This window comes from Nannocystis sp. RBIL2 (assembly GCF_026626745.1).
Classification (GTDB): Bacteria; Myxococcota_A; Polyangia; order Nannocystales; family Nannocystaceae; genus Nannocystis.
The window spans coordinates 1887258-1911412 of the sequence record NZ_JAPNJW010000002.1; the positions used below are offsets into that span (position 1 = coordinate 1887258).

19 protein-coding genes are annotated in these 24155 nt (G+C 70.4%); all 19 read right to left on the reverse strand.

Going from position 1 to position 24155, the window contains the following annotated elements; translation table 11 throughout:
- Positions 1-343 precede the first annotated feature (343 nt).
- A complete protein-coding gene (locus OV090_RS32610; protein ID WP_267708573.1) occupies positions 344-982 on the reverse strand; it encodes a hypothetical protein in 639 nt (212 codons plus the stop codon).
- Entirely contained in the window at positions 979-1437 is a 459-nt protein-coding gene (fabZ, locus tag OV090_RS32615) for a 3-hydroxyacyl-ACP dehydratase FabZ (RefSeq protein ID WP_267708574.1), read from the reverse strand. Before fabZ ends, OV090_RS32610 begins: the two co-directional genes overlap by 4 nt.
- A 137-nt stretch (positions 1438-1574) precedes the next feature.
- Positions 1575-2105, reverse strand: coding sequence for an OmpH family outer membrane protein (locus tag OV090_RS32620; RefSeq protein WP_267708575.1), 531 nt, complete (start codon positions 2103-2105; stop codon positions 1575-1577).
- 56 nt (positions 2106-2161) lie between these two features.
- On the reverse strand, positions 2162-2662 hold the full coding sequence (locus OV090_RS32625; protein ID WP_267708576.1) for an OmpH family outer membrane protein: 501 nt from the start codon (positions 2660-2662) through the stop codon (positions 2162-2164).
- A 224-nt stretch (positions 2663-2886) separates the two neighbouring features.
- A complete protein-coding gene (bamA, locus tag OV090_RS32630) occupies positions 2887-5511 on the reverse strand; it encodes an outer membrane protein assembly factor BamA (RefSeq protein ID WP_267708577.1) in 2625 nt (874 codons plus the stop codon).
- A gap of 32 nt (positions 5512-5543) precedes the next feature.
- Positions 5544-6245: an ABC transporter ATP-binding protein gene (locus tag OV090_RS32635; RefSeq protein WP_267712108.1), complete on the reverse strand. Its 702-nt coding sequence runs from the start codon at positions 6243-6245 to the stop codon at positions 5544-5546.
- A gap of 158 nt (positions 6246-6403) precedes the next feature.
- Positions 6404-8281 (reverse strand): FtsX-like permease family protein, encoded by a 1878-nt coding sequence (locus OV090_RS32640; RefSeq protein ID WP_267708578.1) that lies wholly within the window; start codon positions 8279-8281, stop codon positions 6404-6406.
- Complete coding sequence (locus OV090_RS51095) at positions 8278-10335, reverse strand: FtsX-like permease family protein (RefSeq protein WP_267708579.1); 2058 nt, start codon at positions 10333-10335, stop codon at positions 8278-8280. Before OV090_RS51095 ends, OV090_RS32640 begins: the two co-directional genes overlap by 4 nt.
- Positions 10332-11481, reverse strand: a protein-coding gene (gene prfB / locus OV090_RS32650) for a peptide chain release factor 2 (protein WP_267708580.1) whose coding sequence is annotated in 2 segments (ribosomal slippage) — positions 10332-11393 and positions 11395-11481 — 1149 coding nt in all. Because the reading frame shifts where the segments join, the coding sequence is not laid out codon by codon here. The genes OV090_RS51095 and prfB overlap by 4 nt, the downstream gene beginning before the upstream one ends.
- Before the next feature lie 13 nt (positions 11482-11494).
- Positions 11495-12880: an amidophosphoribosyltransferase gene (purF, locus tag OV090_RS32655; RefSeq protein WP_267708581.1), complete on the reverse strand. Its 1386-nt coding sequence runs from the start codon at positions 12878-12880 to the stop codon at positions 11495-11497.
- Positions 12881-12966: 86 nt separating this feature from the next.
- On the reverse strand, positions 12967-13332 hold the full coding sequence (locus OV090_RS32660) for a phage holin family protein (RefSeq protein WP_267708582.1): 366 nt from the start codon (positions 13330-13332) through the stop codon (positions 12967-12969).
- Positions 13333-13497: 165 nt separating this feature from the next.
- Positions 13498-14490, reverse strand: a complete 993-nt coding sequence (locus OV090_RS32665; RefSeq protein WP_267708583.1) for a phosphoribosylaminoimidazolesuccinocarboxamide synthase — start codon at positions 14488-14490, stop codon at positions 13498-13500.
- 43 nt (positions 14491-14533) lie between these two features.
- Positions 14534-16150: a protein kinase gene (locus OV090_RS32670; protein WP_267708584.1), complete on the reverse strand. Its 1617-nt coding sequence runs from the start codon at positions 16148-16150 to the stop codon at positions 14534-14536.
- 15 nt (positions 16151-16165) lie between these two features.
- Entirely contained in the window at positions 16166-16618 is a 453-nt protein-coding gene (gene dut, locus OV090_RS32675; RefSeq protein WP_267708585.1) for a dUTP diphosphatase, read from the reverse strand.
- A 4-nt stretch (positions 16619-16622) separates the two neighbouring features.
- Positions 16623-18728 (reverse strand): polyribonucleotide nucleotidyltransferase, encoded by a 2106-nt coding sequence (gene pnp, locus OV090_RS32680; RefSeq protein WP_267708586.1) that lies wholly within the window; start codon positions 18726-18728, stop codon positions 16623-16625.
- A 177-nt stretch (positions 18729-18905) separates the two neighbouring features.
- Positions 18906-19175 carry a 30S ribosomal protein S15 gene (gene rpsO, locus OV090_RS32685; RefSeq protein WP_267708587.1) on the reverse strand — a complete coding sequence of 90 codons (270 nt, stop codon included), beginning with the start codon at positions 19173-19175 and terminating at the stop codon, positions 18906-18908.
- Between the two features lie 134 nt (positions 19176-19309).
- Positions 19310-20332: a tRNA pseudouridine(55) synthase TruB gene (truB, locus tag OV090_RS32690; protein ID WP_267708588.1), complete on the reverse strand. Its 1023-nt coding sequence runs from the start codon at positions 20330-20332 to the stop codon at positions 19310-19312.
- On the reverse strand, positions 20310-20729 hold the full coding sequence (rbfA, locus tag OV090_RS32695; RefSeq protein WP_267708589.1) for a 30S ribosome-binding factor RbfA: 420 nt from the start codon (positions 20727-20729) through the stop codon (positions 20310-20312). The genes truB and rbfA overlap by 23 nt, the downstream gene beginning before the upstream one ends.
- A 27-nt stretch (positions 20730-20756) precedes the next feature.
- On the reverse strand, positions 20757-24155 hold the full coding sequence (gene infB / locus OV090_RS32700; RefSeq protein ID WP_267708590.1) for a translation initiation factor IF-2: 3399 nt from the start codon (positions 24153-24155) through the stop codon (positions 20757-20759).

Here is a 24155-nt window from a genome sequence, read left to right on the forward strand (position 1 = left end):
AAATCCGAATAAGCTACCGGGCTGTGTGTTTCAAAGCTCACGAGGTTGGCGCTTGCACCGCCTCCTCGCGGGGAGTACCAATCCTCCCCACGAACGAGGTGGCTCGCTCGACATGCAGCTTCGACCCTGATGTGCCCACCATCCGGTTCGGAGCGCCTGAATTCTTGGTTCGCCACCTTACGTTTGAGACTAACGCCGCCACGCTTGTTGGCAAGAATTGTCTTCGCGCCGTTTAGCGCTGTTCCAGTGTGCGCCAGGCGTACACCGGAGCCAGGTCTACGACGCTCGAATTGAGCCCAGGCGGCGCTGACGACCTTGCCCCGACGCGGTCGTGGCGACAAACTCAGAAGTCAACCACGACCCAGCGGGTGCCTTCCCGCTCGAGTCGGGCGACCTCGGCGTTTCCCAGGTCGAGGACGGCCTCGTGCGCGTCGGCGACGATGGGATCGCCCAGTCGGGCTGCCAGGCGATCGCGGGCCGTCTGCAAGGCGTCGGCATGCTCGCCCTTGGTCCAGGCCGCACGGAGATCGTCTTCCGACAGACCGAGCCGGTAACGCTCGGGCGCAAGGCCGAGGAGCACGTCCCAGCGGCGCTGCAGACTCGCCCGCACCAGGCTCCGCAGCGCCGCGCGAGGCGTCGACTGGTCGTACACGACGGTCGGGTCCTCGGCGAACACCCAGCCGCGCGGCGTCCAGCGCACGTCGACCGGAGAGTCGGGCGCGAGGAACACCACCGCACGAGGGCGGATCTCCTCCGGCTTCTTCAACGTCTTCGCCCAGCGCTGCCGCGCCGCCTTGTCGCCGAGGAGCGCCGCGTAATCGACGCGCGCGCGCGCGCCGACGAGCACGTGGCTCGACAGTTCCTTCGCATCGCCGCGACGAACCGCACCGGCGGCGGCTTCGCTCGCGCGCGCGAGGCCGCGGACGTCTCGCTGTGCGCAGGATGCGAGCAGCAGCGCCACGCACACCGCGAAGCTCTTCACGCAGCGCCCCCGGCGGCGCTGCGCTTGGGCTCGATGATCGCGGTGAAGACGCCCGAGCTCTTCACCTGATCGCCGACGCGGGTCTCGCCCGAGAACTTGCCGATCCGGCCGAGGCGCTGCGCCCTGACCTCGATCGTCAGCACGTCGCCGGGGACCACGGGTCCACGGAACTTCGCCTCCTGGATGCCCAAGAAGAGGCAGTTGTGCAGCGCCGGGTCGAACACGCCGGACAGGTTGGCGAGCACGACAGCCGCCTGTGCCATCGCCTCGACCTGGACCACGCCCGGGAGGATCGGATAGTCCGGGAAGTGTCCCTGCAGGATCGGGTCGCCGATCGACACCAGCTTCTGCGCCACGATCGATTCGCCCGGGGTCGCCGAGAGCACGCGGTCGATGAAGAGGAAGGGATACCGGTGCGGCAGGATCTTCTGGAGCTGGACGGCGTCGAGGAGCATCGGTGGGCGGCTAGCTTATCAGGCCGCCGCGGCCGCGCCCACCGCCAGGCCGGGGCGAGCGCCACGCCGGCCTTAAACGCGAACGTCCCGGGCGCGCAGCGGCGTGCGCGAGCCCGGGACGAGCGAACCGAAGCGGCTTACGACGGATACTTGGCGTTGTAGCGCTTGACCAGCTCAGCGGTGATGTCGAGGCCCGGCTCGACGAACAGCACGGTGGAGTCGTCGCGGATCAGCACGAGGTCGACGTTCTTCTCGGCGGCCAGCTTGTCGATGATCGTCTGGCAGTTCTTGTAGATGTCCTCGAGGACACGCGACTCTTGCTGCGTGAGCTCCTGCTGCATGGTCATGTAGATCTGCTGCATCTCCATGTACTCCTTCTGCAGCGCCTCCTCGGCGGCGGCGAGCTTGTCGCCCTGGAGGCTCTTGAGCTTGCCGGTGTCGGCCTCGAGCTTCTTGCGCTTCTGCTCGAGCTTCTCCTGCTTGGCCTTGGAGCTGTCCTCGAGCTTCTTGCGGGCGGCCTGGCCCTGCTTGGTGTCGCCCAGGACCTTCTGCATGTCGACGACGGCGACGCCGCGGATCTGCGGGATGGTGGCCTGGGCCGGAGTGACGGCGCCCGGGGCGAGGCCGGCGCCGCCGACGAAGGCGAGCGCGACGGCGGCGGCGGACAAGAGACGAGTGAAACGGCGCTGGGGGGTGAACATGGCGGAGCGATCCTTCAGGTGAGTCACTTGTGCTTCTTGTCGTAGGCGACGATCACGCGGTTGGTGATGTCGAGCTTGGGGTTGGCGTACAGGACCGTCGCCGGCGAGCGGACCAGTACGATCTGAAGACCCTCCTCGGCCGCGATGTCTTTCACGATGGCCCCGACGTTCTTGTAGATCTTCTCGGTGAGCTGCGCCTCTTTCGTCGCCACGTCCTCCTGGAGCTGGGCGTAGAGCTGCTGCAGCTCCTGGTCCTTGACCACGAGCTCTTGCTGGCGCTTGGCGATCTCCTCGTCGGAGAGCATCGCCCGCTTGGCCATCAGGTCCTCGTACTTCTTCTTGAGGTCCTCGGTCTTCTTGTCGAGTTGCGACTGACCCTTCGCAAACACCGACTCGAGGTCCTTCTTGCCCTTGGTGCCTTGCGTGGTCTCCAGCAGGCAGCGCTGCAGGTCGACGAGGGCGACCTGTTTGAGGGCGTTAAGCGTGGCAGCCGGCGCGGCGGCGACCGGGGAGGCGCCGAGCACGCCGGCTGTCATGGCCGCTGCGAGGAGGAGAACGCGCGAGGTAGAGGGCATAACGGGCGGGACCTTAGCCGGGGCCGCGCAGGGGGGCAACCGGGCTGGCCTCGGACGCGCGGACTTACAGCCGCATTCATGCGGCCTGTGAACCTGGAGGGCACGTCAGGTTGTGGCCTAGCTCACCCGATTTGCCGCTGGGCGCGCCGCAAACCGGGTCCTGGCGGGAATTCTCAGAAGCTGTTGCCGACGTTGAACTCGAAGACGACCGGTTCGTCGCCGTAATAGAACTCGGTGGGCGGCAGGCGGTCGAGCGGGAAGCCCCACTCGAACCGCAGCGGGCCGATCGGCGACTGCCAGCGGAAGCCGAAGCCGATCGAGCGGCGCAGCGACTTGAGGAAGCCGGGCGCGCCGGGGCGCAGGAGCGTGCACGGGTCGCTCTTCGGCTGCTCGACCGGGTTGGCCTCGACGCAGTACAGGGGCTCGGTGTTGTAGGCGTTGCCGATGTCCATGAAGACCACGCCCTTGATGTTGGCGGGCGGGACCATCATGAACTCGAGCTCGAGGTTCAGCGCCGTCAGCAGGTTGCCGCCGATCGTGTACGGGATGAGCGTCGCCGTCGGGTCGGAGCTGCCGAGCACCTTGATCGCCGGACCGAGGCTGCGCAAGCGATAGCCGCGGATACCGCCGTCGCCGAAGATACCGCCGGGGAAGTAGCGCTCGAACACCGGCACGCCCTTGTCCTGCGGGCTGTGGATGAAGCCGACTTGCAGGCGGGTCTTGAACACGAGCCAGGCACGGAACGCCTGCTTGCTGCGGATGATCGGGAAGTAGAAGCGGAAGTTGGCGTCGTAGCGGTTGAACCGGTTCTGCGAGCCCCAGTACTTGTTGGCGAACTCGGCCCGGATCTCGTGGCGCATGCCCTCGGTCGGGAACAGGTAATTGTCGGTCGTGTCGTAGCGGAGGCTGGCCGTGATCGCCGAGGTGATGCCGTTGTTGAACAGGTTCGAGATCAGCGCCTGGCCGCTGTAGAGCGTCGAGTAGGCGCCGCCCGTGAACAGGCCGGCGCCGCCGCCGTAGTAGCCGCCGAACGAGCCGAAGTTGCCGAAGCCGACCTTGATGTACTCGAACGAGTAGCCGGCGAACAGGATGAGGTTCGGGATCCGCGGGATCGGGTAACCCCACGACAGGCGCACGCCGGTGCTCTCGCGCGAGAACCCGGGGAACACGTTGCGCGAGTTGAAGATGTTGAACGAGAAGTTCCAGCGCGAGTCGAGGAAGTAGCGCGTGATGTAGGCGAGGTTGAACAGGCGCCGCAGGCTCGACATCTGGGCCACGAGGGTCACCGTGGTGCCGCGGCCGAGGAAGTTGTCGTACTGGATCTGCGCCTGCAGCACGAAGTTCTCGATCGTGCTGAAGCCGGCGCCGACCTGGAACGTGCCGGTCAGTCGCTCGGTCACCTCGACGTTGAGGACGATCTTGTCCTCGGCGCTGCCCTTGCTGGTCGAGATCGTGACCTGGTTGAAGTAGCCGAGTCGCATCGCGTTGAACTCGGACTGCTCCTTGCCGCTCTCGGCGTAGAGGTCGCCCTCGCGCAGCGCCATCTCGCGGCGGATGACCTTGTCGGCGGTCTTGTCGTTGCCGCTGATGTTGATGCGCTCGACGTAGACCAGCGGGCCCTTGCCGACCTCGAGCGTCATGTAGAGCTTGAGGTTCTCGCGGTCCTGGCGGCCGTCGGGGATGACGTTGACGTAGGCGTGGCCGGCGTCCTTGTAGCGGCGCTCGATGTCCTGGATGATCGTCTGGATCTTCCCCATCGAGGCGACGTCGCCCTCCTTGATCACGGGGTTGATCGAGTCGGCCAGGACGTTCTCGTTGTAGAGGGCCTTCTCGCCGCGCGCGAGCACCTCCTTCGCGCGGATCTTGCCGACGCGGTACTGCGGGCCCTCGTCGACCGGCACGGTGACGTAGACGAACCGACGGTCGGGGCTGAGGCTCAGCTCCGGGTCCTTGACGTTGACGTCGAGGTAGCCGTTGTCGGTGTAGAACTGCTTCAACATCTGGAAGTCGCCGGCGAACGCCTCCTTGTTGAAGACGCCGCCGGCTTTCTTCGTGACGACGCTGAGGTAGCCGCCGACGCGCGTGATCATGTGCTTGCGCAGCTCGTCGTCGGTGAACGCTTGGTTGCCGATGAAGGTGATCTTGCGGACGATGGTCTCGGCCGCCTCGCTGATCACGATCTGGATGTCGACCTTGCCGACCTCGTCCTCGACCGGACGCAGGCCGTAGGTCACCTCGGCCAGGAAGAAGCCCTTCTCGACGTAGAGCTGCTTGACCTTCTCGACGTTGGCCCGCACTGCGCCGACGTCGAGGATCGCGTTGAGCTTGAGGTCGAGCTGCTCGTTGATGTCGTCGAGCTTGATCTTGCTGTTGCCCTCGACGACGATCTTGCGGATCGTCGGCCGCTCCTTGACGACGTAGGTGAGCACCACGCCCGACGGCGTCAGCTCGCCCTCGACGCGGATGTCGTCGAACTTGCCGAGGCCCCACAGACGCTTGATGTCGGTCGCCAGGTTGCGCGGGTTGACGACCGCCTCGATGTGGCTCTCGAGCTCGAGCATCATCGCCTCGCTCTCGACCCGGCGGTTGCCCTCGAAGCGGATGTCGACGATCGGCTGGCCGTAGAGCTCCTGCGGCACGCCCGCGGCGGCGGCCCGGAAGAAGAACTCGCTGCCGATGTCGGCCATGCTCGGCAACGCGGCGGAGACCTGTCCCACGAGACAGATCAACGCGGACACCAGCAGCGCCAGCGCGCGGGACCACGGGCGGCGGCGGGTCAGCGACACGCGGAGCGGCACTCCGCGAGCGGAGCTGTGAAGACGAGGCTCCGTCACGGGGCTTTCGCGGCGCTCCGCTCGTTGCGGGCGCGACCTGGGCCGCGCTGATCGTCGACGAGCCGCCCGTCTTCCATGCGGATCTGGCGCGGCACCTGGCGCGCAAGCTCCATGTTGTGGGTGACGATCAGCAGCGTCATCTTCCGCTCGTCGTTGAGGCGGAACAGCAGGTCGTGCACCTCGTCGCTGGTGCGGGTATCGAGGTTGCCGGTCGGCTCGTCGGCCAGGAGCAGCGCGGGCTGCATGACCAGCGCGCGGGCGATGGCGACGCGCTGCTGCTCGCCGCCCGACAGCTCGCCCGGCCGGTGAGCGAGACGGTGCGACAGACCGACAGCCTTGAGCATCTCCCCTGCCCGCTCGCGCGCCTCCTTCACGGCGACGCGCCCGATCAGCGCCGGCATCATCGCGTTCTCCAGCGCGGTGAACTCGGCCAGCAGGTGGTGGAACTGGAACACGAAGCCGATCGTCTGGTTGCGGAAGCTCGCCAGCTCCGGCGGCGACAGGCGCGTGATGTCGGTGTCGCCGAAGTAGATGCTGCCGCGCGTCGGCAGGTCGAGCGTGCCGAGGCAGTGCAGCAAGGTCGACTTGCCCGCCCCCGAGGCGCCGATGATCGTCACCATCTCGCCCGGCTCGAGCGTGAGGTCGACGCCTCGCAGCACCTGCAGCACCTGGGCGCCGTGCGTGAATTCCTTGACCATGTTGGCGACGCGCACGAGCGGCGTGGCGCCAGGCACCACAGAACCCGCGGGACTGGCCGCCGCGGGCCTTACAGCTCGATCAGCACTCGCGCTCATGGGGGGCCGTTGCGGGCGCAACCCTAGACGCGCCCCATTCCCCTGTCAATGCGAGTTGCGGGTCACTCGCCGCGCCGGAGGCCGTCGACAGGGCGCAGCGCCGCCGCGGCACGCGCGGGGAGCACGCTGGCCAGGCTCACGAGCACCAGCGCGGCGGCAGCGACGAGCGCGACCTCCCGAGGATCGACGCGCAGCGGCAACGCCTCGAGGGTGAAGGCGTCGCTGCGCAGGGGGATGCCGCGCTCGCTGAACCACGAGCACAGGGCCAGACCCGCGGCGATCCCACCGACACAACCGACGCCGCCGACGATTATTCCTTCGAACGCGAAGATCCTGGCGATCAGGCGATCACGGGCCCCCATGGCCTTCAAGATGGCGATCTCGGCCGACCGCTCCATGACGCTCATCATGTTGGTGGCGAGGATCCCGAAGGCCGCGACGAGGATCACGAACAGCAACGCGACGAACATCGCGACCTTCTCGAGGAACATCGCCGAGAACAGGCCGCGGTGGATCTGGCGCCAGTCCTCGACCACCAGCTCCGGGCCGGCGACGGCGATCACGCCGGACTTGGCCGCCGCGAGCGCGTCGGGGTCGCCCAGGCGGACGGCGATGGAGGTCACCGCGCCCGGCGCCCGCAAGAACGCCTGCGCGTCGGGCAGCGGGACGTAGGCGTAGTCGCGATCGTCGTCGTAGACGCCGGTGGCGTAGACCCCGGCGACGCGGGCCTGAAGGACGCCCGGCACCAGCCCGGCGGGGGTCATGCGGCCCTCCGGCGTGATCAGCTGCACGGGGTCGCCGGCGCTGACGCTGAGCTCGGCCGCGAGCTCGATGCCGAGGAGCACCGGCACTGTCCGCGGGTCGTCCTCGCCGACAAGGTCGGCCGCGGGCTCGGCGGCCGGCAGGTCGTCGGGGGCCGGGAGTTGCTCGGCGAGCGATGGCTCCTCGGCGGCCTCCTCGGCGACCGGCGGGCGAGCGGGCGGGATCTTGCCCTCGGCGCGCAGCCGCGGGATCTCCTGCTCCGGGTCCTCCCAGCCGCCGCCGTCATCCTCCTCGGGAGCGGGCGACGGTGCCGGCGCCGGGGCGCGTGCCGGCGGGATTTTGCCCTCCGCGCGCAGCCGCGGGATCTCCTGCGCCGGGTCCTCCCAGCCGCCCGAGTCCTCGGCCGCGTCGGCGACCGTCGTCGCGTCCCCGTGCTCGGCGGCGGGCGGCGCCTCGACCGGGTCTTCGGACCCTGTCTCATCAGCCATGTCCGAAGGTTCATCCGCCGACACGACCCCGGCGGCGTCGATGAACGGGAACGGGCGCCGCGGCAGCCGCGAGGGGTCGACGAAGGAAGCGTAGTCGCCCTCGACGACCTCGTCCGGCAGGCCCGAGGCGGTCGCGTGCAGGACCGGATCGACGCCGACGAGGTTGACGCCGGCGCGGCCGAAGCCGCTGCGGATCATGATCGGCCCGGCGAGCTCGGGACTGACGCCGACGACGTCCGGCACCGCCTGCACGCGCGTCACCAGCGGCTCGGGGTTGACGATCTCGGAGCCGGCCGGCGGCGCGATCCGGAGGTGGGCGCGATGCCCGAGCAGCCGGCGCTGCAGGTCGCCCTCGAGACCGCCCAAGAGGCTCAGGACCAGCACCAGCGCAGCGCAGCCCTGGGCCACCGAGTAGCCGGTGATTGCGACCAGCAGGGTGAAGCCGCGGACGGTCGCGGCGAAGCTGAACACGAGCAGGCCGATCGCCGCGGCGAAGCTGCCGATGACGTACGCCAGGTCGGCCGGCGACAGCTCAAGGCTGGGCTCGGAGGGCGGCTGTCCGAAAGACCAGACGATCGCGGACGCGCCGGCGACGACCAGCACGAGCGCGGCGCCACCGACAGCCCGGGTCCAGCGCGGCGGTCGGCGCGTCCGCAGGTGCCGCCAGGCGACCCGCAGCGGCAGGCTCATCGCTCCGCCTGTCGCAGGGCGTCGACCGGGCGCATGCGCGAGGCGATCCGCGCCGGATAGAGGCTCGACAGCCAGACGATGACGAGCGACGACACGCCGACGAGCAAGACCTCGAACGCGTCGATCGCCACCGGCAGCTGCTCGAAGCTCTGCAGCGAGCCGCTGAGCGGCAGGCCGAAGCGATCGAGCAGGCCGCAGAGGCCGATGCCGGTGGCGATGCCGAGGATGCCGCCGAGGATGCCGAGGCACAGACCCTCGGAGATGAAGATCCGCTGGATGAGCGAATCAGTGCAGCCCATCGTCTTGAGGATCGCGATCTCCTTCGACTTCTCGATCACGCTCATCAAGTTGGAGCCGAGGATGCCGAACGAGGCGACCAGGATCACGCACAGCAGCGCGACGAACACCGCGATCTTCTCCAGCGCCATCGCCGAGAACAGGCTGCGGTTCAGCTCCTGCCAGTCCTGGACGAGGAGGTCGTCGCGGCCGGCGGCGTCGACCGCGTCCTGGACTTCTTGGCGGCGGACGTCGAGCTGCTCGAGGTCGTCGACCTTGACCTCGAGGCCGGTGACGCGGTCACCGGCGCGGAGGAAGGCCTGGGCCACCGGCAGCGAGGCGTACACCAGCCAGCGGTCGTAGTCGTAGTGGTCGGCGTCGAACACCCCGGCGATCCGCACTGCCATGACGCCGGGGATCCGGCCTGCCGGGGTCATGCGCCCGATGGGGGTGATCAGCTGGACCTGATCGCCGGTGCGCGCCGCCAGCTCCTTGGCCTTCTCGGCGCCGATCAGCAGGCCGTCGACCAGCGGCATGTCGGCCGGCGTCTCGAGCTGCGTCTCGACCTCGGGGACCGGCTCGGGCGCGGGCGCGGCCTCGGGCTTGGCCGGCGCCAGCTTGCCCGCCGCGCGCAGCTTGCCGATCTCGAGCTCCGGGTCCTCCCAGCCCTCGTCCTCGTCGCCGACCGAGACGACGCCGAACGGGCTGCGCGGGATGGTCAAGATCGCCGCGGCCGGCGAGGTCGGCACACCGATGGGCTTCACCACCTCGGGTTTCTCGAGCTTCTCGGGCTTCTCGGGCTTGGCCGGCGGCAGCGCGCCCTTCTTGCGCAGCGCCGGGATCTCGACCTCCGGGTCCTCCCAGCCCTCGTCGGGATCGTCGTCGACGAGCTGGGGCTTGTCCTCGGGGACATGTCCTTCGGCACCTGTCACATGAGGCAGGGCCGTGGCACCCTGCCCTTCCTTCGCCGTGTCCGTGTCGGCCTGCGCCGGCGGCGGCTCGACGGGCGTGATCTCGAAGCCGAACTCCGACTCCGGGATCTTCTCCGGGTGCGACAGGAACTCGTAGTCGCCCTCGCGCATGATGTCGGGCAGGTTCGACACGCTGCGGTGCAGCTCGGGGTCGATGCCGAGGAGGATCCCGCCCTGGCGCTGGAAGCCGCTGCGGACCATGACCTCGCCCTGCAGGTACGGGCTGGCGCCGAGGATGCCGGGCTTGTCGGCGATCGCCTTGGCGAGGTCGCGGTAGTCGGCGAACGGCCGGCCGTCGGCTGACGCCACGCGGATGTGCGCGCGCTGGCCGAGGATCTTGTCGCGCAGCTCGAGCTCGAGGCCGGTCATGAGGCTGAGCACCACCACCAGCGCCATGCAGCCGAGCATGACGCTGACCGTGATGACTGTGGCGAGCAGCGTGAACACCAGCGACAGCACTGCGCCGAGCAACAGGCCCGCGCCGAGCAGCAGGGTGATCGCGCCGAGGACCCCGAAGTAGGCCTGCGCCGGCGGCGGCAGGTCGGCGGTGGGATCGAAGCCGAGGCCGACGAGGCTCGAGTCGAGGGCGACGCGCTCGGGCAGGCCGGACTCGACCGGCGAGAAGCCGTAGAGCGCGTAGAGCACGAAGCCGCCGCCCACCACGAGCAAGTAGAGGGCCAGGCCGACGGCCGGCCAGGCCCACGACGGCGGACGATCGCCCGCTCGCAGGTGCCGCCACGCGATCTGCCAGTGGAGGCTCGGCGGAGCCTCCGCCCGGGACGACGCGGCGGGACGAGGACGACTCACGACGGCGCTTCCGCGGACGACTGCGACTGTTGCAGGAGGTACGCCTCGATGAACTCGTCGAGGTCGCCGTCGAGCACGGCGTGGACGGCCGAGCTCTTGAGCTCCGTGCGGTGGTCGTTGACCTGCTGGTACGGCTGCAGCACGTACGAGCGGATCTGGCTGCCCCACTCGATCTTCTTGCGTTCGCCCTGCAGGCTCTCGCGCTCGGCCTCGCGGCGCTGCTGCTCGAGGTCCCACAGCTTGGCCTTGAGCACGCGCATCGCCGTGGCCTTGTTCTTGTGCTGCGAGCGCTCGACCTGGCACGCGACGACGATGCCGGTCGGCAAGTGGCGCAGGCGCACCGCCGAGTCGGTCTTGTTGACGTGCTGACCGCCGGCGCCGCTCGAGCGGAAGGTGTCGACCTCGAGGTCGGCCTCGTTGACCTCGATGTCGATCTCGTCCTCGCCGAGGTCGGGCAGCGCCATCACGCTGGCGAAGCTGGTCTGGCGGCGCGCGTTGGCGTCGAACGGCGAGATCCGGACCAGCCGGTGGACGCCGATCTCCGAGCGCAGGTAGCCGTAGGCGAACTCGCCGGTGATCTCGATCTCGGCGCTGCGGATGCCCGCCTGCTCGGCGTCCTGGACGTCGAGCACCTCGACCTTGAAGCCGTGGCGCTCGCCCCAGCGTAGGTACATGCGCATCAGGATCTGGGCCCAGTCCTGGCTGTCGACCCCGCCGGCCCCAGCGTTGATGGTGATGAGCGCGCCCTTGTCGTCGTGCGGCCCCGACAACATGCGGCGGAACTCCATCTTGCCGACACGCTGGTCGAGCGACTCGAGCGCCGACCAGGCGTCGCGGATGCTGGCGTCGTCGCCCTCTTCACGGCCGAGCTCGTAGAGCGTCTGCGCGTCCTCGTAGCGGGTCTGGGCCTCGTCGAGGTCGGCGAGGATCTTCTTCAGCGTCGACTGCTCGCGCAGCACGTCCTGGGCGCGGTCATTGTTGCCCCAGAACGACGGATCGACGGTCTGCGCGTCGAGCTCTTCCAACTTCTCGCGTTTGCCGTCGTAGTCAAAGATGCCTCCGCAGCTCGTTCAGGCGGTGCGCGAGGCGGGCGAGCTGCTCGGTGACCTTGTTGTGCTCGGGGAGGATGCTGGTGGCGTCGTTCATGGCGTTCCAGGGCTCAGGCTTCGATCAGGCGGAGCTGACGGCGGCCGGGCGGGGGGATGAAGCGGATCGGGTAGCGGCCGGAGAAGCACGCGTCGCAATAAGTTGTACCAGAATCGCCGCGCACCGCCTTGCTCAGCCCCTCGGGCGAGAGGTAGGCCAGCGAGTCGGCCGTGAGGTAGCGAGCGATCTCGTCGGGCGTGTGGCTGGCGGCGATCAGCTCGGAGCGGGTCGGCGTGTCGATGCCGTAGTAACAGGGGCTGATCACCGGCGGCGACGAGATCCGCAGGTGGACCTCGCTGGCGCCGGCGGCCCGGATCATCTTGACGATCTTGCGCGAGGTGGTGCCGCGCACCAGCGAGTCGTCGACCACCACCACCCGCTTGCCGCGCAGCACCTGCGGCACCGGGTTCAGCTTGAGCTTGACGCCGAAGTGGCGGATCGAATCCTTCGGCTCGATGAAGGTGCGGCCGACGTAGTGATTGCGGATGAGGCCCATCTCGAACGGGATCCGGCTGGCCTTGGCGAACCCGAGCGCCGCGACCACGCCGCTGTCGGGCACCGGCACGACGACGTCGGCCTCGACCGGGGCCTCGCGCGCGAGATGGTCGCCCATGGCGATCCGCGCCTCGTAGACCGCGAGGTCGTCGAGGACGCTGTCGGGGCGGGCGAAGTAGACGTGCTCGAACACGCAGAAGCGGCGGTTGTCGCGGCGCAGCTGGACGCTGCGCAGGCCGGTGTGGTCGATGACGAGGATCTCGCCGGGGGCGATGTCGCGGATCTTGTCGGCCTCGATGAGGTCGAAGGCGCAGGTCTCGGAGGCGACGACGTAGCAGTCGGGGTGGTTGCGCAAGCGGCCGAGCACCAGCGGGCGGAAGCCGTACGGGTCGCGGACGGCGAGCAGCTTGTCCTCGGTGACGAGCACGAGGCTGTAGGCGCCCTGGACCCGCCCGAGCGCATCGCACAGGCGCTCGACGAAGGTCGGCTCGCGGCTGCGCGCCAGCAGCTGCAAGATGACCTCGGTGTCGCTCTGGCTCGAGAAGATGGCGCCGTCGTGCTCGAGCTCCTCGCGCAGCTGCTCGGCGTTGACGAGGTTGCCGTTGTGACCCAGCGCGACCGAGCCGTGGCGGTACTCGGCGGTGAGCGGCTGGATGTTCTTCGGCAAGGAGCCGCCGGCGGTGGTGTAGCGGACGTGGCCGATGGCGATGCGCCCGGGCAGCTGCCCGAAGGCGCCGTCGAACACGTCGGCGACGTAGCCCATCTTGCGCACCGCGTGCAGCGTGCCCTCCTGCGAGGTGACGATGCCCGCCGACTCCTGGCCGCGGTGCTGAAGCGCGTGCAGGCCCAGATAGGTGAGGTTCGCAGCCTCGGGGTGATTGAAGATGCCGAACACACCGCACATGGCGCGCGAAGCCTAGCAGCACGCACGCAACGAGGCCGGGCGCCGCCGCCGCCGCGACCGTGAGCCGACGCGCGGACAGGTGCTCGCTAGCCGGAGACGGCCCGCGTGACCAACATCTGCAGCAAGGTCAGACCGATCGCCGCCCACAGCGCCGTGCGCCAGCGGACGAACCGCACCCCGTCGACCAGGTTCTCGGTGATGACGAGCAGGATCGCGTTGACGAACGCCTGGACGAGGAAGGCGCCCAGCGGGCCGCTGATGAGGATCGGGAAGAAGAACACCAGCGACAGCAGGAAGAACAGCACCTTGCCGAGCACGGCGCTGAGGAGCCCGCAGATCACGGCCGCTTTGAAGGCGCTCCACAGGTCTCGCACAATCATTCCCGGCAGGAGCGCCGAGCAGACGATCAGGCCGAAGGTGAACGCGAGGCAGGAAGCGACGAGCGACGTCATCGCCGCCAGCGTGACGCGCCCGCCCGCCGTTTGCAAGCCAGGACGCTGCTCAGGGCGGCTTCAGCCGGCCCGGCGCGCTGCGAGCCGGCGAGCCGCTCCCGCGCCGCAGGGCTCGTGCGTAGGGGCGCGAAGGAAGAGGGATCGATCCTGCCGCGGTCCGCGGCGCTAGCGCGGCGGCAGGCCGAGGTTGCGCCGCAGACGTGCGACCGGCGGCTCGGTGTCCGGCTCGAAGCGGCGGCCGGTGATGAGCTCGTGGACCTCGATGTAGCGCCGCGCCGCCTCGGCGCGGACCTCGTCGGGCAGGGCCGGCGGCTGCCCCTCGCCGCGGAAGCCCTGCGAGACCAGCCAGCGCCGCAGGTACTCCTTGTCGAGGCTGCGCGGATCTTCGCCGCGGGCCATCGCCTGGGCGTAGCTGTCGGCGTACCAGTAGCGCGAGCTGTCGGGCGTGTGGATCTCGTCGATCAGGACGATCTCGCCGTCGGGCCGCATGCCGAGCTCGTACTTGGTGTCGACGAGGATGAGCCCGCGCTCGGCGGCGATCTTCTGCCCGGCCTCGAACAGCGCCAGGCAGCGGCGCTCGAGCACGTCGTAGCGCTCGCGGTCGATGAGCCCGCGCTCGACCAGCCAGTCGCGGCTGACGCTGATGTCATGCTCGCCCTTGGGCGCCTTGGTCGACGGCGTCAGCAAGTTGAGCGGCAGCTGCTCGTGCCGGCGCAGGCCGTCGGGCAGGTCGTGTCCGCAGAAGCTCCGCTCGCCGCGCTCGTAGGCGCGGGCGATGCTGGTGTCGCTGACGCCGGTGAGGTAGCCGCGGACGACGAACTCGACCGGAATCGGCGTGCACTCGACGGCGCGCATGGCCTGAGGGTCAGGGACGCCGAGCATGTGGTTGGGGAAGATCGCGGCGGTGGCGTCGAACCAGAAGCGCGCGAGGCCGTTGAGCACCTGGCCCTTGAACGGGATGGTGCCGAGCACGACGTCGAAGGCGCTGACGCGGTCGGTGACGAGGATCAGGCGCTCGCCGCCGCGCGTGAAGTTCTCGCGCACCTTGCCGCTGTAGCGCGCGCCGAGGACGTCGAAGTCGTCCGGCAGCGCGTCGAGGGTGCCGCCCGGCGCCAGCGCGCGCCGCATCTCGGGGGATTCGCTGTCGGTGACCGCCATGCGGCGCGGACCATACCCGGACCGCACCGCGCGGGGGGCGCGCTCAGGTGAACGCCCACGCGAGCACCACCGCGACCAGCAGCGCGGCGATCACCAGCCAGAAGCCGGTGTCGGTGCGCCGCGGCGCGGGCAGCTCCGGCGGCCGCGACGTCAGCGACGAGCCGGCGCTGAGCGACGAGCCGGCGCTGAGCGACGTGGCAGCCGTCGGCGCCTTGGGCTCGAGCACCGGCGGCGGCTTCGCCTCGAGCGGCGCGGGCAGCGACGCGGACGGCGTCGGAGCCGTCACCGGGGCCACCGGCGCCTCGATCTCGCGCGCGTCGGAGCGGGCCGCCGAGGGGCTGGTGTCGCCGCCGCTCGGCTCGACGAGGATGTCAGGCCGCGACGGCGAGGGCGAGCCGCGGCGGACGATGCTGTCCTCGGTCAGCACGTGGACACGGCGCAGGCCGCTGTTCGAGCGCCCCGAGGGGTCTTGCTGGTTGGCGAAGCCGCCGGCGCTGACGGCCGCGAAGGTGCCCGAGGGGATCGAGCTTGAGCGCAGCGCCTGCACGCTGTTGGGCCGGATCGAGCCCTCGCCGAACAGCAGATCTTCGAGGCCCATGACCGGCTGCTCGACCGGCGCGGACGCGGTGACCTTCGGCGCCTCTCTGACCGGAAGGCCAGGTGCCGAAGGACCTGTCGGAACGGACAGGGTGTCGAGGACAGGCGGCAGCGGAGCCGCGGGCGGCGCGACCGGCGGCACCGCGATCGACGGCGTCGAGACCTCGCCCGAGGGCCTCGACGTGCGCGGCGGCGGCGGCGGCGGCGAGGCCGGCGTGAGGTCGATGATCGGCTCGGGCGCGGCCTCGGCGGTGCCGGCGAGCGCGAGCGCCTCGAGGCGTCGCACCAGCTCGGCGCCGTCTTGCGGGCGCGCGCCCGGGTCGGGAGCGAGGCTGGCGCCGATCAGCGACCACAGCCCGGCTTGCAGCCCCGGCGGCTCGGCGGCGCGGAGGGCCTCGGCGCCACGCAGGCCGGTGGCGAACTCGGAGAGCGCGACGCCCCACGCGTAGGTGTCCGACGCGGGCGTGAAGCCGCCGCCGGCGAGCACCTCGGGGGCGAGGAGCGCCGGGTCGACGCCGCTCCAGCGCCGCTCGAGCTCGACGCGAGCGCACAGCGGGGCGAACCCGTGCTGGAACGCCGCCGGACCGCGCGGGCCGACGAACACCGCCTCGCCGGCGAGCATGCCGTGGACGCGGCCGCGATCGTGCAAGGCCGCCAGCGCGCGCGCCAGCTGCCGCGCCAGCCGCTGCAGTTCGTTGGCGAGGTCCGACGAGCGCGGGCCGTCGTCCATGTCGCGCAACGCGAACGCGCCCTGCAGCGGGTCGTAACAGACGACCACGCGCTCGCCGTCTTGACCGACGAACACCTGGGGCACGAGCGCCGAGTCCTGCACCTCGCCGAGCTCGGCGAGCTCGCGCACGAACGCGGCCCGGGCCTCGGGCGTGGGCAACAGCGCAGCGTCGAGGACACAGGCTCGGGCGGGCTCGCCGGTCTGGGTGTCGAGGACCGCGAGCGTGGGGCCGAACAACTGCACGCCGGTGTTGGCCGGCTCCTCACGCATGAGCTCGAAGCGGCCGCACAGCGTAGTGTGCTGTTCGAGCGAAGTTCCGGCGCTCAACTCCATGAGACGCTCCCGCGGCTAGACGCCGGTGCTGCCGAAGCCACCATCACCACGCGCGGCCGCCGGAAGGTCCTGGACCTCGACGACCGCAGGAAAGACGACAGGGGCGACCACGAGCTGAGCGATCCGCTCGCCGTGCGCGACGACGAACGGCGCGGCCCCGAGATTGACGAGGATGACCTTGAGCTCCCCACGATAGTCGGCGTCGATTGTACCTGGTGCGTTCACGATCGAGAGCCCATGCCGCAGGGCCAGCCCCGATCGCGGACGCACCTGACCCTCGTGCCCGCCGGGGATAGCGACGGCGACGCCCGTGGGAATTAAACGGCGTTCCCCGGGCGCCAGCTCGACGGGCCCGTCCGGCAGACAGGCCGCCAGGTCCATCCCGGCCGCCTCTGCGCTCATGCGGCGCGGCAGCTCGGCCTGGGGATGGACCTTGCGGACCAGCAGCGTCGGCTGGACGTGGGACATCCGCTCACCCTCGCAGGTTCTGGACCTCGGACGGGTCGACCCCGAAAGCGGCTCGGCGGCTGAGGCGGATCTTGCCGGTGGGATCGACATTGATCACCTTCACCACGACCTCGTCGCCTTCCTGGACCACGTCGGTCACGCGGTCGACGCGCTTGTCCTCGAGCTCCGAGATGTGGACGAGGCCGTCGGTGCCCGGGAGGATCTCGACGAACGCGCCGAAGTCGACGATCCGCTTGACCACCCCGTGGTAGGTCGCGCCCACCTCGGGCTCGGCGATGAGGCCTTCGATGAGCCGCTTGGCCCGCTCGATCTGGGCGATGTCGTTGCTGGCGATCGCCACCCGGCCCGAGTCCTCGATGTTGATGACGCAGCCGGTCTGCTCGATGATCGCGCGGATCGTCTTGCCGCCGGGCCCGATGACCTCGCGGATCTTGTCGACCTTGACCTGCATCGTGACGATGCGCGGCGCGTGCTTGCTGATGTCGGCGCGCGGCTCGGCCAGCACCTCGAGCATCTTGCCGAGGATGTGCAGCCGGCTCTCGCGCGCCTGGTCGAGTGCGGCCTCGAGGATCTGGCGGGTCAGGCCCTCGATCTTGATGTCCATCTGCAGCGCGGTGATGCCGGTCTTGGTGCCGGTCACCTTGAAGTCCATGTCGCCGAGGTGATCCTCGTCGCCGAGGATGTCGGAGAGGATGGCGATCTCCCCGCCCTCCTGCATGAGGCCCATGGCGACGCCGGCGACCGGCGCCTTGATCGGCACGCCGGCGTCCATCATCGCCAGGCAGCCGCCGCACACCGCGGCCATCGACGACGAGCCGTTCGACTCGAGCGTCTCGCTGACGATGCGGATGGTGTACGGGAACTTCTCCTGCGCCGGCAGGACGTACTTCAGCGCCCGCTCGGCCAGCGCGCCGTGGCCGACCTCGCGCCGCGACGTGCCGCGGACCGGCTTGGCCTCGCCGGTGCAGAACGGGAGGAAGTTGTAGTGCAACATGAAGTTGCGGGTGACGTCGCCGCGGATGGTGTCGAGCCGCTGCGCGTCGCTCTCGGTGCCGAGGGTGACGGTCGCCAGCGCCTGCGTCTCGCCGCGCTGGAACAGCGCCGAGCCGTGCGGCCGCGGGAACGGGTGGGCCTCGATGTAGATCGGGCGCACGTCGCGGGTGCCACGACCGTCGAGCCGGCGGCCCTCCTTGATCACGCGGCTGCGCACGACCTTCTTCTCGAGCTTGCCGAGCGCCGCGAGCACCTCACCGGTGCGCTCGGGGTGGCTGGCGGCGAAGCGCTCGATGACCTTCTTGTTGGCGGCCGCGAGCGCGTCGCGGCGCTCGTGCTTGCCCGTGATGGCGAACGCGGCCCGCACGTCGGCGTCGGCCGCGGCCATGACCTCGGCGCGGAACGCCTCGTCAACGGTCGGCTCGACGTGGACGCGCTTGGGCTTGCCGGCGTGCTCGCGCAGGCGCTCCTGCGCCTCGAGCAGCGGCTGCGCCGACTCGTGAGCGAACATGAGGGCGTCGATCATGTCCTTCTCGGAGATCTGATCGCCGCCACCCTCGACCATCACGATCGCGTCGCGGCTGGCCGCGACCACGAGCACGATGTCGGCGACCTTCATCTGGTCCCACGACGGGAACGCGACCAGCTTGCCCTGGACGCGGGCGACCCGAACGCCGGCGATCGGGCCGGCCCACGGGGCGTCGCTGATGTGCAGCGCCGCCGAGGCGCCCGTGATCGCCAGGATGTCGGGCTCGTGCACCTTGTCGTGCGACAGCACGGTGGCGATGATCTGGGTGTCGCTGCGATAGCCCTTGGGGAACAGCGGCCGGATCGGTCGATCGATGAAGCGGCAGGTCAGGGTCTCCCACTCGGTGGGACGCGCCTCGCGCTTGAAATAGCCGCCGGGGATCTTGCCTGCGGACGCCGGGTACTCGCGGTACTCGCAGGTGAGCGGGAGGAACGGCAGATCCTTCGGCTCCTTGCTGCTGACCGCCGTGACGAGCACGGCTGTCTCTCCGCAGCGCACGACCACGGCGCTGGACTGCTTGGCGAGCTTGCCGGTCTCGATGCTGATCTGGACCTCGCCGACGGCGGCGGTCTCGGTGATGACGTTCATTGGGGGAAAACTTTCCGCCGTGGTAGAGAAACTCTGGTCCTGCCCATTGGGCGTCGGACACGACGCGCCCGCGCCGACATGCCGGCGCGTTCCCACGGCGATCAGCGCGACTGACCTGCGCGGGCGCCAGAGGCCACAAAAGCAAAAAGGGGGACGAGTCCCCCTTCTGCTCTCGGCCTACTTGCGGATGTTGAGCGCCCCGATCAGGGACCGGTAGCGGTCGACGCTGCGGTTGCGCAGGTAGTCGAGGAGGCGGCGGCGTTGACCGACGAGCTTCAACAGACCCCGGCGCGAGTGGAAGTCCTTGGCGTGGCCGCGGAAGTGCTCGGTCAGGTAGTTGATCCGCGACGTGAGGAGGGCGATCTGCACCTCCGGGGACGCGGTGTCGTTCGGGTGGGTCTGGAACTTGCTGACGATCTCGGCCGTGCGATCAGGAGAGAGAGACATTTCGGATTCTCGGGTGCGGGCAGCCCGTGCCCCCGCAGAAGGTGTTGTGCTTTTTGTGTAGGCGGAAAATCCAGGCAAATCCCCGGCGTGTCAAGGCCGCTCGCGCATGGGTCGACGCTTTTCCGTCGGCCCGGTCACGAGTCCGCCTCGGCGGCGGGCGCCGCGACGTGAAGGACCTTCTCGGGCCGCCACTCGGCCCCGTCGAGGCGGACGAGGACCAGCGCGCCCGGAAACCATAGCGCCTGCCTCGCCGCGGCTTCGTGACCCTCGGCCAGAGTCGGCGCGACCGCCGGCAAGGCGTCGGCACCCACGACTCGGCCGTGCAGCAGCCCCGTCAGCGCGTCGGCCTCGGCCCCGGCGACGCGGCGCACCGGGAACGGCAAGACCTCGCCCGGTGCTCGCAGCGCCGCCTCGAGCCGCGTTCGCATGGCCTCGCGGGTGCCGGCGGCCTCGAGGCCGAGGCGGAACTTGGGCGGCGCGCCAGCCAGATCCGGCAGCCGCGCGGTAACGAGCACCGGCACCGCCTCCGCGAGATCGAGGCTGCCGCAGGCGAGGCGGCGCAGCCCGGCGAGGTGCGCCGGCAGGCCGACGCGACGACCGAGCTCTTCGGCGAGGCTACGGATATAGGTGCCCTTGCTCACGGCACATGTGGCGTCGATCGCGTCGTCGCCGACCTCGATCTCGCCGACGGACCGTAGCTCCATCGGCCGCGGTGCGAGCACCAGGACCTCGCCCCGCCGCGCCAGCGCGTGGGCCGGGCGACCCTCGAGCTTGACCGCCGAGTAAGCGGGCGGCGGCAGCTCGAGCGCGCCGCACATGTCCCTCAGGACATCCGCGGCGGCCCGCGTCTGGGCCGCGGACACCGGGGCCTCGGCGATCGTCTCGCCCGCACGATCGGCCGTGGTGGTCGAGCGACCGAGGCCGAAGCGCGCGCGGTAGACCTTGTCGACGGCGCTGAGGTACGGCACGAGCCGCGTCGCCGCGCCCACGCACACCACGAGCAGGCCCGAGGCGAGCGGGTCGAGGGTGCCGCAGTGGCCGACCGCCTTCTCGTTCAGGACCCAGCGAACGAAGCCGACCACGTCGTGCGAGGTCGGCCCCTCCGGCTTGTCGACGAGCAGGACGCCGCAGCGCTCAGTCGCCGTCGCCCTCGCCACCCTCGTCCTCGTCGCCGCTGTCTTCGTCGGACTTCGGCGCGACCGGAGGCGTGGCGATCTCGGACAGGATCGTCTCGATCCGCAGGCCGCGCTGGATGCTCTCGTCGAACTCGAACCGCAGCTCGGGGATCCGCCGCAGCTGGACCCGCCCCTGCAGCTCGCGCCGCAGGGCCCCGGCCGCCGAACGCAGCCCCGCCAGCACCGTGGCGCGGTCGCGGTCGGGCGACAGCAGGTCGACGAACACCCGAGCCAGCGTCAGCTCGGTGTCGACCTTGACGCCGGTGACGCTGAAGTTGACCCCCTGAAGGCGTGGGTCGCTGATCGCTCCGAACAGGAGCGCGTCGGCGATCCCGCGGCGCAGGGTCTCCTCGACCCGTTGCATCCGGTTACTCGCCATACGCGCTCCCCTGCCCTCTCCGTCGCCTCACAGCGTCGGCGCGATCGTCTCGATCTCGAACGCCTGGAGGATGTCGCCCGGCTCCACCTCGGGGAACGAGTCGATCACGATGCCGCACTCGAAGCCCTCGCGGACTTCCTTCACGTCTTCCTTGATGACGCGCAGGCTCGAGATCCGCCCCTTGTGGATGACCGTGCCGCCACGGACCACGCGGACGTGGCTCGTGCGCTGGATGAGGCCCCGCGTGACGCGGCAACCGGCGACCACACCGACCTTCGGGATCGGGAACAGCGCCCGCACCTCGGCCTCGCCCTGATCGCGCTCGCGGTACTCGGGCTCGAGCAGGCCGACCATCAACTCACGCGTCTTGTCGAGCGCGTTGTAGATGACGTTGAAGGTGTAGACCGGCACCTTCTCGGCGTCGGCGATCTGACCGGCCTTGCCGACCGGCTTGGTGTTGAAGCCGATGATCACGGCCTCGCCGGCAGAGGCGGTCTTGACGTCGGTCTGGGTGATGGCACCGACGCCGGACGAGATGACCTCGACCTTGACCTTGTCGGTCGACAGCTCGAGCAACGCCTGCTTGAGCGCCTCGGCCGAGCCCTGCACGTCGGCCCGGAGGACGATCTTGAGGGTCGGCGTCTTCTTGCGCTGGATGAAGTCGGCGATGCTGGGACCCGAGCGCGCGCTCTCCTTGCGGCGCCGGACCTCGCGGCGGTGGGTGACGAGCTGGCGGGCAGCCTTCTCGCTCTCGACCACGTTGAAGCGGTCGCCGGCCGACGGCACGCCGTCGAGGCCGAGGACCTCGACCGGAGTCGAGGGTCCCACGTCTTCGAGCGCGCGGCCGCGGTCGTCGAGCATGCCGCGGACCTTGCCGCTGAACTCGTTGGCGACCACGATGTCGCCCTTGCGCAGCGTGCCGGCCTCCACCAGGACGGTGGCGATCGGGCCGCGACCCTTGTCGACGCGCGCCTCGAGCACGACGCCGATCGCCCGGCCCTCGGTGGTGGCCCGGAGATCGAGGATCTCCGACTGGATGGCCAACATCTCGAGCAGGTGGTCGATGCCCTTGCCGGTCTTCGCCGACACCTCGCAGATGATGGTGTCGCCGCCGTACTCCTCACCGACCAGGCTGTACTCCATCAGCATCTGCTTGACGCGGCCGGGGTTGGCGTCGGGCTTGTCGATCTTGTTGAGCGCCACCACCAGCGGGACGTTGGCCTCCCGCGCGTGCTTGATGGCCTCGACCGTGGTCGGCATGATGCCGTCGTCGGCGGCGACGACCAGCACGACGACGTCGGTGACTTGCGCCCCGCGGGCACGCATCGCCGAGAACGCCTCGTGACCGGGCGTGTCGAGGAACACCACGTCGCCCTTGGCCGTGCTGACCTTGTAGGCGCCGATGTGCTGGGTGATGCCGCCGGCCTCGCCCTCGGCGACCGTGGCCTTGCGGATCCGGTCGAGGAGCGAGGTCTTGCCGTGGTCGACGTGGCCCATGATGGTGACCACGGGCGCTCGCGCGTCCCCGGCCCCCTCCTCGGTGCCCTCGTCGAAGTACTGGTCCTCCTGGAAGGCCACGTTCTCGACGGTGTAGCCGTACTCGGCCGCCACCAGTTCCGCCGTCTCGGCGTCGACCGAGCTGTTGATGGTGACGCCGCGCAGGCCCATGCCCCACAGCGTCTTCAGCAGCATCGTCGCCTTCTTGCCCATCTGGTGCGCGAGGTCGGCGACCGGGATCGCCTCGTCGACGCGGATGCGCTTCTTCGACTCCGACATCTCCTGCGTGGAGGGTCGGGCTCCGGACGCGCCGGGGCGGCCGCGGACGTTGCGGAGCATCGTCTTGCGCTTGCGGCCCTGCTGCTGCGCCCGCTCCTCACGCTCCTTGCGGATCGTGGCGCGGCCGCGCTGCTGGCTGTCGCTGGCGTCGGTGATGATCACCTGCTGCGGCCGCGGGCGGTTGGCGAGCTGGACGAAGCCGAGGATCTTCGGCTCGCCGCGCTGCGGGGCGGCGCCGACGATTACGCCGGACTCGTCGCGGACGACGCGGCGGTTGGACGCCTCGGCCGCTTCAGAGACAGGCGGCGGCTGCGGCGGCTGCGGCGGTTGCGGCGCCGCGGGCGTGGCAGGACGGCCGAGCTGACCGCCCGAGCGATCGCCCGGACGGCCTGAGACCGGCGCCGGCTGCACGACCTGGCCGCGCGGACCGGTCTGCTGGCCGAGCTGCGGGCCGCTGCCCAGCGGACGGGTGCCGGTCTGGGTCGGGGCGCCCGGCTTGCCGGGGCCCGGGCGCGTCTGCACGCCCGGACGCAGCGGCGTGCCGACCGGGCCGACCTGGCCCTGTGGCGGCGTGCCGCGCGGACCATCCGGACCGCGGCGGTGCGGCTCGTTGCGGGGCTCATGGCGAGCCTCACCACCGCGCGGGCTGTCCTCCATGCGCGAGGCGACGCCGCCCGGCAGGCGCTTGGTGCCCGGCGGGAGCTGGATCCGCGTGCCCACCTCGGGCGCGGGCGCTCGCGGGGCGGTGGCCTGCGGTTGCGGTCGCGACTGCTCGGGCCGGCGGACCTCCGGACGCGACTCGGCCTGCCGCGTTACCGACGGCTGGGCCGGGCGCTGCGCCTGGGTCACGGGCCGCTGTACCGGCGGCTGGACCGGCTGCGACTGCGCCGGGGCGATCGGAGCAGGCGGCGTGACGGGCTGCGGCGCGGCCACCGGGGGCGGCGTCACGGCCGGCTCGGCCGGGCGGGCCGGCTCGACCGGCTCGCTGCGGACCGGCTCGGCCACGACGGGCTCGGCAGACGGCTCGACCGGGCGCGGCGGGGCGGGCGGAGCCGGGGGCTCGGCCTGCACCGACGGCTGGACCGGCTGGCTCGGACGGGCCTCGACCGGCTCGCTCGGGCGCTCGCGCACCTCGATCGGCTCGGCCGCGGCCCGCACCTCACGCTGCGGCTCACGCGGCTGCGTCACCGCAGGCGTGGACCACGGGGTCTCCGGCGGGCGCGACGGCTCGCTCGGGCGCACCACCGGCGCGCTCGGACGAACCACCGGCTGCGGCGCACCCGTCGGCGGCGGCACGGGCCGGCGGATCACCGGCGCGGGCTGCTGCTGCTGCGGTTGCACCGGAGCGGGACGCACGACCGGCGGCGAGGGACGAGCGGCCACCTCGGGCTGCTGCTCCTCATCTTCCGGACGCGGGCCACGCCCGGGACGACGGATGACCGCTGCCGGACCGCTGGCACGCGGGTCGTTACGCTCGGGCTCGCGGCGGCCGCCGCCCTGGACTTGGCGACGGACAAGCTCGGCCTGGTCGTCGTCGAGCGTGCTCATCACGCCCTTGATCTCGACCCCGAGGCCGCGGATCAGGTTCTCCATCACCTTGTTGTCCTTGCCCAGCTCTTTGGCGAGCTCATAGACGCGAATCTTGGCCAT